The organism is Rathayibacter sp. PhB152 (genome assembly GCF_003751395.1).
Taxonomy (GTDB): Bacteria; Actinomycetota; Actinomycetes; order Actinomycetales; family Microbacteriaceae; genus Rathayibacter; species Rathayibacter festucae.
On the sequence record NZ_RJUT01000002.1, the window covers coordinates 49,559 to 61,097 of the forward strand.

Here is an 11,539-nt window from a genome sequence, read left to right on the forward strand (position 1 = left end):
GAGTCAGGCGGCGACCGGCGCCTTCGGCCGCAGGCGCTTGACCGACACCCCGGCCAGCTCGCCGAGCTCGGCCAGGCTCGCGGCCCCGTGCCGGCGGGCGGCGTGCACCACGATCGCAGCGCAGGCCTCGGCGTCGGCCGAGGCGTCGTGGTGGCGGAAGTCGTCGTAGCCGGCGGCGAACGCGACGGACGGCAGGCGGTAGGACTCGAGCTGGTACGTCCTGCGGGCGAGCTGGAGCGAGCAGAGGTAGTCGTAGGCGGGGAGCTCGAGCGCGGTCGCGGCGCAGGCGGCGCGGATGACGCTCATGTCGAAGCCGGCGTTGTGGGCGACGAAGACGTCCTCGCCGGCGAAGGCGACGAGGTCGGCGAACTGCTCGACCCAGGAGGCGGCGCCGTGCACGTCGTGCTTGCGGATGCCGTGGATGCGGGTGTTCCACTCGAGGAAGTCGTCGTAGCCGTAGGGCGGGCGGATGAGCCAGCCCGCGCGGTCCACGACGCGGCCGTCGCGCACCTTCACCAGCCCGACCGAGCAGGCGGAGGCTCCGTGCGAATTGGCGGTCTCGAAGTCGATGGCGGTGAAGTCGATGGGCACGACTTCACCCTCTCACGCACCTCCGACGCCGCCGGGACCGGCACGCGGCGCCCCCGCGACCACGCCGTAGGATGGATGCCCGTGGCTCTCACTATCGCAATCGTCGGACTCCCCAACGTCGGCAAGTCGACGCTCTTCAACGCGCTGACCAAGAACACGGTGCTCGCCGCGAACTACCCGTTCGCGACGATCGAGCCCAACGTCGGAGTCGTGAACCTGCCCGACTCCCGCCTCGAGGTCCTCGCCGGGATCTTCGGCTCCGAGCGCATCCTCCCCGCGCCCGTGTCGTTCGTCGACATCGCCGGCATCGTCCGCGGCGCGTCGGAGGGCGAGGGTCTGGGCAACAAGTTCCTCGCCAACATCCGCGAGGCCGACGCGATCGCCCAGGTCATCCGCGGCTTCGAGGACGCCGACGTCGTGCACGTCGACGGCAAGGTCGACGCCGCGAGCGACATGGAGACGATCAACACCGAGCTCGTCCTCGCCGACCTGCAGACCCTCGAGAAGGCCGAGGCGCGCTACGAGAAGGAGCTGAAGGGGAAGAAGATCGAGCCCATCGTCCTCGAGACGGCGAAGAAGGCGCGCGAGTTCCTCGACTCCGGCAAGCCGCTCTCGGCGTCCTCGATCGAGCTCGAGCCGATCCGCGAGCTGGGCCTGCTGACCGCGAAGCCCTTCATCTACGTCTTCAACGTCGACGAGGCCGTGCTGACCGACGAGGCGCGCAAGGCCGAGCTGGCCGCGCTGGTCGCCCCGGCGCACGCGATCTTCCTCGACGCGAAGATCGAGTCCGAGCTGATTGACCTCGACGAGGCGGACGCGGCCGAGATGCTCGAGTCCACCGGCCAGACCGAGTCGGGCCTCAACCAGCTCGCGTCCATCGGCTTCGACACGCTCGGCCTGCAGACCTACCTCACGGCGGGCCCGAAGGAGACGCGCGCCTGGACGATCGGCAAGGGCTGGACCGCCCCGCAGGCGGCCGGCGTGATCCACACCGACTTCCAGAAGGGCTTCATCAAGGCCGAGATCATCTCGTTCGACGACCTCGTCGAGACCGGCTCCATCGCCGAGGCGCGCGCCAAGGGCAAGGCCCGCATCGAGGGCAAGGACTACGTGATGCAGGACGGCGATGTGGTGGAGTTCCGCTTCAACGTCTGACGCGCTTCAGCTCTGCCGGCCGGGCTGTGGGTGAGCTCGCGCCGAGCGGGTCATGAAGTCGGGTCCGCTCGGAGCGGATCACTGCTCGGCGCAGGTGCCGCGGACGGATGGCGCGCCAGTTTCCGTGCCGGACATTCTTCCGCGAGCCGGCTCCGACAGACTCGGTCAACGCCGTGTGACACGAGGGGAAGACGTGCCGGGGAGACCGCAGCATCCGGATGCCCGTGCCGAGCAGTTCCTTCAGTGGTTGGAGAGCATCGGGTGGTCGGTCAGCCTCGGCGACGCTCACTTCATCGGGCGGTGCGGCGGGACCTGCGGGCACCGTGAGCTCGTGCAGAACGTCGCTGAGATCCGGCCGATGATTGAGATCCGACGACGGTCGGTGGAAAAGTACTCGTGTACGACCGAGGAGGAAGACCGATGATGCAGGGCTACGTGGAAGTGAGCTGCATCGTCATCGGAGCAGCTGAGGAGTCTCAGTTCGATGACGCGATCTGCAGCGTGGCGACTGAGATGTCCCGCCTTGATGGCGGCCTCGGAGTCGCGATCTCGGGCTCGGCGTCGACACGCTCCCTCGTCTTCGAGATCCCTGTCGACGACGAGGACGACACGAGTGATCCGCTCACCTGGGCCCTGGCTCTCGTCCGCGCCGCATCGCACGCCGCGTCGCTGGGGACACCGGGCTGGCCGACAGTGCGTGTCGAGGAGATGCGCCGTGACAGCGTCGAAGCGCCCGCGGTGGTCTGAGTCCTCCGCCGTGTTCTCCTGAACACGGCGACCACTCGTCGTCCGAGACGCGCGACCGCCCGGGGCACCTGCCCGGGGCGGAAACGGTCTGTCGTCGTCGGTGCGGGGCGGTTCTGACGCGACGGGCGTCCGAAGCTGCGATTCAGGGGGGACGCGTTCGATGAGCAGCAGTGAAGAACGACAGCGGATCCTGCGTTTCTGGTGGCTCCTCGAGCTGTTCAGTCCGCAGAGCGTGCCGCGGCCGACACCGCGTGTAGCGGGGGCGGCCGACCGGCAGGTGATCGCGTGGTGTCCGGGTGACCCGCTGCCGTGGAAGGAGCTGCAGACTCCGCGGCGAGTGGGCGGATCCGAGCGAGCATGGCGACACACGGTGTATCTGGGCGTCTACGACCTCGAGTCGACGTACGACAGCCTCCAGCGCGCGTTCGGGGAGGACGCAGACGCGTACGACGAACGGTCGGCGGGGCGCAGTGCTGCGGCAGGCCTGCTCGTGGACGCCGAGGGCGTTCTGGCGGTCGACTCCGCGGTCCTCTCGTCCGCGCTGTGGGCGGTCGGGCGGATCGAGACGCGCGGCATCGATGATCCGGAGTGGGCAGCGGGCTTCCCGGAGGCGGTGAAGGCGTTCCGAGAGGCGGTGGACGAGCACGAGGGCGGGCGCCCGGGCGGTCGTGGCGACGCCGCCCGCGCACAGGACTCCGAATCGCTGACCGCGCTGACGCGAATCGCTCATGAGCTGCAGGGGGTGAGCGGAAGGCCGGAGCTCGCCACCCCCGTCGCGGTCATCCAGTCCGTCGCCGTCTCCGTCCGGCGCCAGAACGAGCCGGCTGACATCGACTTCCTCAACAGCCTGTTCCTCGACGACCTCGCGGCCGTCCGCGCCGCTGTCGCGCAGGGGCACGGCGGCGAGGCGCTGACCGGGTATCTGACCAGCGGGGGCCGGCTCGACGAGAGCTCTCGCGTCGATGTCATGCTCGACGACGCGGCGACCGAGGACGGCGTCGTCGTCGAACGGCTTCCGCTCGGGCGCTGGCCTTCCACGCCCGAGCACGGTCTCTCCCTGCGTCAGCAGTTCGCGGTGAACCGGGCACTGGTCGACCTCGGGCCCGGGCGCGGACTGATGGGCGTGAACGGACCGCCCGGCACGGGCAAGACGACGATGCTCCGCGACATCCTCGCGGGCAACGTCGTCGAGCGGGCCCGCCGCCTCGCCGCCCTGGAGCGAGCGGAGGACGCGTTCGGCCCGAAGACCCATTGCTGGAAGGCGGGAGACGGCCGCACGCACACCGTGCGGGAGGTGCGGCCGGAGTTGACCGGCTACGAGATGGTCGTCGCCTCTGCCAACAATGCGGCCGTGGAGAACGTGACGGCGGAGATCCCGGCGCGGACAGCGATCGAGCCCCCGTGGAGTGAAGAAGCGGACTACTTCGCCGACATCGCTCGAGAGGTGCTCGCTGCCTCCGCGTCCCGGAGCGACGGTGATGAGGCTGTCGATGCGTGGGGCCTGGTGGCGGCACGACTCGGCAACAAGCGCAACCGCAGCGCGTTCCAGTCGGCCTTCTGGTTCGGCGGAAGGGGCTCGGCGAGCGATGCCTCCGAAGCGGACCCGGCCGGCGGCATGCTGGCGGTGCTCAAGGAGTGGCGCGACGGCGCCGGCCCGCCTCGCTCGTGGAAGGCGGCGCGGGACGCTTTCGGGGAGGCGGAGCGGCGCGTCGAGGCGCTGCTCGAACAACGACGGGAGCAGCAGGCACGCCATTCGACGCTTCCCCGAGCGGTGGAGGAGCAGAACCGGATCGCGGAGATCGTCACGTCGCTCCGGTCCCGCCTCGACGCTGCGAAAGAGGAGCGGATCGCCTGCGAAGCCGCTGTCGATGGTGCGAGCGCTCTCCTCGCGAGCATCGAGGTCGCCCGGGAGCGCATCCGTTCCCGGAGGCCCGGCGTCCTCGCGACGATCATGTCCCTCGGTCGGTCACGACGCGACTGGCGACGAGAACTGACTCCAATTGAGGCCTCGGCCCGTGCCGCGAGCGCCGCCCGCGACGAGGAACGATCCCGGCTCGCCGGGATCGACGACCGCGGAGAGCGGCTCGACCGCGACCTCGCGAGTGCTCGGCGTGAGCGAGCGCAGGCGACGGAGTCCCTCGCCCGGCTGAGGCAGCAGCTCGCCGCCGACGAGGAGCAGGTCGGTGCCGGGTACCCGGGCGAGGCGTGGACGGGGAACGCCCGCGAGATGATCGCCCCCTGGCTCGACCCGGTGCTGGACGAAGCCCGATCCGATCTCTTCCTCGCTGCACTGGCTCTGCACAGGGATCTCCTCGCGAACACGGCGGCCGAGATGATCCGTGGGCTGCGCGCGGCACTCGACGTCGTCGTGGGCGGAGGGCCACGCGGGCTGGAGCCGGCCAAGCGGCTGGCAGCCTGGCAGCTCTTCTTCCTCGTCGTCCCGCTGGTCTCGACGACGTTCGCGTCGCTCGGGCGGATGTTCGGCGACGTCGGTCAGGAGAGCATCGGCTGGCTCCTCATCGACGAGGCGGGCCAGGCCTGCCCGCAGTACGCCGCAGGAGCGATCTGGCGGGCGCGCCGCGTCGTCGCGGTCGGTGATCCCCTCCAGCTCCAGCCCGTCGTGACGATGCCGCGGAAGGCTCAGCGCGACATCGCCTCCGCGTTCGGCTTGGACGACACCTGGATTCCCCCGCAGGCGTCGGTGCAGACCCTGGCCGACAGGGTCTCCTTGCACGGCACGACACTCACGCAGGCGGATCGTCAGGTGTGGGTGAGTGCGCCGCTCACCGTGCACCGCCGCTGCGACGACCCGATGTTCAGCCTCTGCAACGCGATCGCCTACGACGGCATCATGGTGAACGGCGTGAAGCGCGACCTCACTCACCCTGAGAAGCCCGATCTCTTCGACAGAGAAGCCGGCCCGCGCGTCGTCACGAGCCGGTGGATCGACGAAGCGGCTCCGACACCGGGAACGCATCTCCAGGAGAACCAGATCGCGCGCCTCGAGAGCGGTCTGTCGTATCTCAAGGGGCTCGGGATCCCTCCGAGCCAGGTGATCGCGATCTCGCCGTTCCGCGCTGTCGCCGATCGGCTCTCTGCGCTGTCCGCGCAGTATCCGGGTCTCACGGCGGGCACGATCCACACGGCGCAGGGGAAGGAGGCGCCCGTGGTGTTCCTGGTCCTGGGCGGGGATCCGAGCTCGCCGGGGGCTCGCGCGTGGGCCGCCTCCTCTGTCAACCTCGTGAACGTCGCGGCCAGTCGAGCCAGCCGTCGACTGTTCGTCATCGGCGACGGCGACGCGTGGCGAGGGCACGACTACTTCCGCGAGCTCGCTGAATATCTGTCTGTCGACACCGATCCTCAGAGCTGACGTCTCTTCTTCTCGGGTCCGGGTGATCTCGGATCCTCGCGAATCTCGTACTTCCCTGCGCGCGCGATCTCACCTCGGTATTGTCAGGTCATGGCCAGGACTCTTCGACCGACCGACGCTCAGGACAGTTCTCCGACCGAGCCGACGGAGGCGCAGGGGACCGGCAAGCAGGAGGCGGCGGTGCGCGCCACCCTCGAGGCAGCGGATCGACGCGCGCACCGCGACAACGTCGCTGCGCTGTCCGCCCGTGGGCGAGCGCGGTATGCGGCTCTGCTCGATCGGCTCGCTGAGTAGTTCGGCGAGGGACTCGCGACAGGTGCGATGTCTGCGGCTCGAAGACCTGCTCGCTCCGGCCCTACGATCCGGGGTGCCGCCCACCCGCGATCGTGGTCTCCTCGGCTCGGCTGGTTGTCCGTCGTCGTCTTCCTCGGGCTCGACGGACTCGAGCTCGACGCCCCTGAGGACGACGCGTACGACCTCGTCATCGGCGTCGCCACCGGCTCCGTCACTGCGGAGGGCACGGCGAGGCTGCTCGGATCGTGGACGCGGGCCGTCGAGTAGCTCGTGTTCCGATCGGGTCAGTTCAGGACGTCGCCGATGATCCAGCTGGAGAGGCCGACCAGCGTGCAGACGCCGACGACGACCCAGGCGACGGTGCGGCGGGTGGACCGGGCCACGGACTCCGAGGTGCGCGGGGTCGGCCGCAGCGGCGCGACGTAGGCGGGCGGGGCCTCCGAGGCGCCGGGGATCAGGCGGGGGAGGGTCGCCGGGCGGCCGTCGACCCAGTCCGCGGGCAGCTCTGCGGCGCGGGCCGCCTGCAGCGTCAACTCGGCTTTCAGCGGCGAGCCCTGCAGAGAGCAGTAGGCGACGGCGGTGAGGCCGAGGCCGGCGAGGTGGCGGAGGGTGGGCGCGAACTGCTCGGACATCGCCGCGGTCAGCTCGCCCACGCGGTCGCCGTCGAGGCGGATCTCCACGAGGCCGCCGACGGGGTGGAGCGTCACGAGGAGGAGCCCGCGGCCGCCCTCGGGGACCACGCCGGCCAGACGGACGAAGTGCTCGTCCTCGCGCTGCACCTGCAGTGCGCGGCCCCAGGGCAGGATCGAGTAGCGCTCCTGGGGCGGAGCGTTGAGCGGCACGAGGAGTTCGGGGGCGACAAGGGCGACCTTCACCGAGGCGCGCAGGCCCTCCTCCGTCCGCTCGGCGCGGAGCCGGGCGGTGGTGGTGGGGGCGGCGCGACTCGCGACCACGCGGGAGAGCCCGGGAAGCGCGGGAGCGCGGCGGTAGGCGTCGGGGAGGTAGCCGATCACGCGTCCGCCGGCGCGGACCGAGACGGCGGGAGTGCCGGTGGGGTGGTCCGGCTCGGGCACGAGGACGACGTCGAGGATCTGATTCGAGATCTCGCCCACGCGCAGCGGGCGGCCGATGACGGACGCGATCTCCTCGATCCGCTCCGCCTCGTCGACGGCGTCGACGGTGGGGGTGCCTGCGGAGTGGGGGAGGCGGTACTCGACGTGCTCGGAGGCGGTCTCCGGCAGCCTGCGCTGCTCGTGCTCGTCCGGGTCGCCGGGTGCCGAGTCCTCCGCGGAGCGGCGGGCGTCGGTCCAGGCGGTGCCGTCCCACCAGCGCATCGACCCCGGGTGGGCGTCATCGCGGTACCAGCCCGCAGGTGCGGCGCGTTCGTCATCCACCGGGTCCCCGTTCTCTCGGCCTGTCGAGTCTACGAGGGGCCCGCGGCGCCCCTCCGCTCGGCGGAGGAGGCCCCGACTCCGCGGAAGTCGCGGTACTCGCGCTCGACTACCGCGACTTCTGAGGAGTGGAGCGAGGCGGTGAAGTGCCGGGTGACGCGGTGGCGGTCGGTGCGCTCAAAGGGCCGGGTTCTCGTCCGCCGGGTCCTCCGTCGCGAAGGCGACGAGCTGGGCCGGGGCGCCGGCGCAGTCGCGGAGGACCGGGGCGGAGTCGAGGGCGCCGGCGAGCAGTCCGCTCACGTGCCGGGCGTGGCCCGGGTTGATCGGCGCGGGGTCCTCGAGGACCTCCACCAGTCGGTGGAGCACGGCGCAGGTGTCCGGACGCGACATGCGATCCACCGTATTGACGGCCCTTGCGTCCCGGTAGAGGCGATTCGCGCCAGACCCCCCGTCTACGCTTCGGACATGACTCGTTTCGAAGGCTCCGTCGTCCTCGTCCTCGGTGCCTCCGGCGGGCTCGGGCGGCTGATCGCGGACGAGCTGGAGCAGCGCGGCGCGACCGTGGTCCGCTCCGGGCGCCGCGCCGCCGACCTCGGCGACGCGCCGCTCGTCGCCGATCTCCTCGGCGAGGACGCCCCGCAGCGCCTGGTGGACGAGGTCCTGCGCCGCCACGGGCGTCTCGACGGCCTCGTCGTCGCGGCCGGCGTCGTCGCCTTCGGCCCCTCGGCCGAGCTCGATCCGGCGGTGCTCGAGGAGCTCGTCGACGTGAACGCCCTGGCGCCGATCCGCGTGCTCACGGCGTCGTTCGCCGCCCTGTCCGCCTCCGGGAATCGGCCTTTCGCGGTCACGATCAGCGGGGTGGTCGCCGAGGCGCCGACCGCCGGTCTCGCGGCGTACTCCGCGTCCAAGGCGGCCCTGTACTCGTTCGTCCGGGCATCGGCACGGGAGTACAGGAAGGCGGGCGTCCTGCTGCTCGACGCGCGGCCCGGCCACACGGAGACCGCGCTGTCGCAGCACCCGCTGGCGGGCACGGCTCCGCGCTTCGGCGCGGGGCACTCGCCGGAGTCGGTCGCTGCGCGCATCGTCCGCGCCGTCGAGGAGGGCGAGACGGACCTGCCGCCGGCGGCCTTCGACGCCTGACGGCGGCCGGCTCGGTGGGATCGAGCCGGGTTCTGTAGCACGGTGCTACCGTGAGCTCATGACGCGCTCCAGTCAGCCGACTCGCCTTCCCTCCGACGTGTACGACTCCGCGGTGACAGCGGCGCGGTTCTCCTCCCGTACGGTCCCGCAGCAGATCGCCCACTGGGCGCGGATCGGCAGGGAGCTGGAGATGTCTCCCCAGATCAACAACCGGGCGATCACCGAGGTCCTCGTCGGCGCGGGGTCCTACGACGATCTCGAGGAGCGCGAGCAGGCCGTGGTGCGCAAGGAGTGGGCGGATCGGCAGGCCGCTCTGCGCGCCGACCTCGACTACGAAGCGGCGTTCGCCGCGTCCGGAGAGTCCTACTCGGAGGTCGACGAGAACGGCGATCTCGTCGTCCACCCCGCTCACTCCTGATGCCACTGCTGCATCTTCTCGCCGGTCCGAACGGAGCAGGCAAGTCGACGTATGTGCGTGACGTCCTCGCGCCTACGACGCACCTGCCGTTCATCAACGCCGATGAGATCGCGGCAGCGGTGTGGCCTGGTGCGGAGGCCGAGCGCGCGTACGAGGCGGCGCGGATGGCGGAGACCCGTCGACGCGAGCTGCTCGCCGCGAGGAGATCCTTCATCTCGGAGACGGTGTTCTCGCACCCGAGCAAGATCGAGCTGCTGTCCGATGCGGTGGAAGCGGGGTATCTCGTCCATCTCCACGTCGTGATGGTCCCGGTCGAACTGACGGTGCAACGCGTGCTCGAGCGGGTCCGCAGGGGTGGGCACAGTGTGCCGGAGCAGAAGATCCGGGACCGCTACGAGCGACTGTGGGGCCATATCAGGAGCGCGATCAGGATCGCGGACGTCGTCGAGGTGTTCGACAACAGCAGTGCACGGGAGCCGTTCCGCCTCTGCGCGGTGTTCGAGCACGGGACGCCCGTGGGCAGCCCTCACTGGCCACGATGGACGCCCGAGGCTCTGCGGACCGTCTGAGACATCGATTCTGCTCGAGAGCCATCGGGGTCTGCTCCGCTCCGCTTCGAGGACGGAAGTCCTCCACAGTCGCGGGATCGCCCGGCCCTCCCCAGATCTCGGGATCCGGCGCCGGAGCGAGCGCGGCGCTCGCCACCATCGACGCATGGGAATCCGTTATTACGCTTACGCCTTCGATGCCGATCTGACCGAGCGCGCGCTCGCCGACCCGCGGAGCGTGATCGGCGAGACCGCCCTGGCGGGCGCCTGGGGGATGCCGCACGGCGCCGAGATCGAGGCCGCCGACCTGCCGAAGCCGGTGCCGGAGGACGACATGCTCTTCCTCGACCGGGCGTGGTCCGGGCTGCAGGCGCTGACCGCTCCGCGCTCGCCGGGGCAGCCGCCGCGGCCGGCGCACCGGATGCTGGAGGGCCGGGTCTCGCTGCGGGGGATGTGCTGGGACCCGTGGACGCGCGCGATCACCCCGGGCGAGGTCGCCGAGATCGCCGACGATCTGCTCGCGCTCCGGCAGGAGCTCGAGGAGGGCCTGTCGCAGCATCCCGAGGGGGAGCAGCTCGGGCAGTACCTGGACCGCGCCGTGGAGTTCGCGTCCCGGATCGCGCGGTCGGGTCGCGGCTTCGTCTACCTGATCGGCTAGCGCGTGCCTCTCCCGGATCGGCCGGCGCGTGCGTCGCACCTCACGCCGTGGCGAAGCGCTGGGCCGAGCGCTCGCGGACCTTCGCCGCCTCGACCACGCGGTCCTTCGGCGGCGCGGGCGCGAGAGGGCGGACACCCGCCGTTCACCCCGGCGTCGCTCGGGGCCCCTAGCGTCGCTCCGTGCCCTCCGTCTCCGATCGCTCCCTCAGCTCCGACGCCGTCCTCGATGCCGCTCCCGACGCCACTCCCGATGCCGCTCCCCACGGCGCCCTCGTGCCGACGCCCGAGCTGCTCCGCTCGCTCACGCCCGAGGACGCCCGCGATCTCGTCGTGCTCGACGAGGACGACGACGATCCGGTGCTGCTGCGCCGCGACGGCACGCAGATCGACACCTGGCGCGAGGGCTACCCCTACGACGAGCGGATGTCGCGCGAGGAGTACGAGGCCGGCAAGCGGCTGCTGCAGATCGAGCTGCTCAAGCTGCAGAACTGGATCAAGAAGCACGGCCGGCGCTTGGTCGTGGTCTTCGAGGGGCGCGACGCCGCGGGCAAGGGCGGCACCATCAAGCGCTTCACCGAGCACCTCAACCCGCGCGGCGCCCGGGTGGTCGCGCTCGAGAAGCCGACCGAGCGGGAGGGCACGCAGTGGTACTTCCAGCGCTACGTCTCGCACCTGCCCGCCGCGGGCGAGATCGTGCTGTTCGACCGCTCCTGGTACAACCGGGCGGGGGTCGAGCGCGTGATGGGCTTCTGCACTCCGGAGCAGTACGACGAGTTCGTCCGGCAGACGCCGCTGTTCGAGAGCATGCTCGTCGGCGAGGGCATCGACCTGGTCAAGCTCTGGTTCTCGGTCTCGGCCGAGGAGCAGCGCACCCGGTTCACCATCCGGATGATCGACCCGGTGCGGCAGTGGAAGCTCTCGCCGATGGACCTCGCCTCGCTGGACAAGTGGGACGACTACACCGCGGCCAAGGAGGCGATGATGGCGGCGACCGACACCGCCGACGCGCCGTGGACCATCGTCAAGAGCAACGACAAGAAGCGCGCCCGGCTCGAGGCGATGCGCTACGTGCTGAGCCTGTACGACTACGACGGCCGGGACGACGAGGTCGTCTCGCCGCTCGGACCCGATCCGCTGATCGTCGGCTCGGCGGCGGACGTCTACGAGCGCGGCGAGCACGCGGCGACCGCTCGGGCTGCCGAGTAGCGCCGGACCGGGGTAACGGGAT

Annotated in this window: 12 protein-coding genes; 9 read left to right on the top strand and 3 right to left on the bottom strand. The window is 71.0% G+C overall.

Translation table 11 applies throughout. The features are described from left to right. Positions 1-3: 3 nt before the first annotated feature. Entirely contained in the window at positions 4-591 is a 588-nt protein-coding gene (locus EDF36_RS03720; RefSeq protein WP_123731973.1) for an exonuclease domain-containing protein, read from the bottom strand. A gap of 81 nt (positions 592-672) precedes the next feature. Between EDF36_RS03720 and ychF the strand changes: the two genes are divergently transcribed. The 4 genes from ychF to EDF36_RS03750 all read left to right on the top strand — a co-directional run bounded on the left by ychF (position 673) and on the right by EDF36_RS03750 (position 6,424). Beyond that, positions 673-1,746, top strand: coding sequence for a redox-regulated ATPase YchF (gene ychF, locus EDF36_RS03725; RefSeq protein ID WP_123731974.1), 1,074 nt, complete (start codon positions 673-675; stop codon positions 1,744-1,746). 420 nt (positions 1,747-2,166) lie between these two features. Next, a complete protein-coding gene (locus tag EDF36_RS03735; protein ID WP_123731976.1) occupies positions 2,167-2,493 on the top strand; it encodes a hypothetical protein in 327 nt (108 codons plus the stop codon). Positions 2,494-2,863: 370 nt separating this feature from the next. Then, entirely contained in the window at positions 2,864-5,863 is a 3,000-nt protein-coding gene (locus EDF36_RS03740) for a DEAD/DEAH box helicase (RefSeq protein WP_260300516.1), read from the top strand. Positions 5,864-6,271: 408 nt separating this feature from the next. Beyond that, on the top strand, positions 6,272-6,424 hold the full coding sequence (locus EDF36_RS03750; protein ID WP_221181604.1) for a hypothetical protein: 153 nt from the start codon (positions 6,272-6,274) through the stop codon (positions 6,422-6,424). Between the two features lie 17 nt (positions 6,425-6,441). Here EDF36_RS03750 and EDF36_RS21550 read toward each other — a convergent pair whose 3' ends face one another. Together EDF36_RS21550 and EDF36_RS03760 are read right to left on the bottom strand one after the other, a co-directional pair. Further along, on the bottom strand, positions 6,442-7,551 hold the full coding sequence (locus EDF36_RS21550) for a DUF2510 domain-containing protein (protein WP_260300517.1): 1,110 nt from the start codon (positions 7,549-7,551) through the stop codon (positions 6,442-6,444). Positions 7,552-7,725: 174 nt separating this feature from the next. Continuing rightward, positions 7,726-7,938 carry a hypothetical protein gene (locus EDF36_RS03760; protein ID WP_123731979.1) on the bottom strand — a complete coding sequence of 71 codons (213 nt, stop codon included), beginning with the start codon at positions 7,936-7,938 and terminating at the stop codon, positions 7,726-7,728. A 75-nt stretch (positions 7,939-8,013) separates the two neighbouring features. On the opposite strand from EDF36_RS03760, the gene EDF36_RS03765 reads away from it, so the two are divergent. The 5 genes from EDF36_RS03765 (at position 8,014) to ppk2 (ending at position 11,517) form a co-directional block, all read left to right on the top strand. Next, positions 8,014-8,688, top strand: coding sequence for an SDR family oxidoreductase (locus EDF36_RS03765; RefSeq protein WP_123731980.1), 675 nt, complete (start codon positions 8,014-8,016; stop codon positions 8,686-8,688). Positions 8,689-8,746: 58 nt separating this feature from the next. Next, on the top strand, positions 8,747-9,106 hold the full coding sequence (locus tag EDF36_RS03770) for a TA system antitoxin ParD family protein (protein ID WP_123731981.1): 360 nt from the start codon (positions 8,747-8,749) through the stop codon (positions 9,104-9,106). Then, positions 9,106-9,675: a zeta toxin family protein gene (locus tag EDF36_RS03775; protein ID WP_123731982.1), complete on the top strand. Its 570-nt coding sequence runs from the start codon at positions 9,106-9,108 to the stop codon at positions 9,673-9,675. Before EDF36_RS03770 ends, EDF36_RS03775 begins: the two co-directional genes overlap by 1 nt. 145 nt (positions 9,676-9,820) lie before the next feature. Continuing rightward, the gene (locus EDF36_RS03780) at positions 9,821-10,312 is read left to right on the top strand and encodes a DUF1877 domain-containing protein (RefSeq protein WP_123731983.1); all 492 of its coding nucleotides are present in this window, start codon (positions 9,821-9,823) and stop codon (positions 10,310-10,312) included. A 179-nt stretch (positions 10,313-10,491) separates the two neighbouring features. After that, positions 10,492-11,517, top strand: coding sequence for a polyphosphate kinase 2 (ppk2, locus tag EDF36_RS03785; RefSeq protein WP_397459888.1), 1,026 nt, complete (start codon positions 10,492-10,494; stop codon positions 11,515-11,517). Positions 11,518-11,539 lie beyond the last annotated feature (22 nt).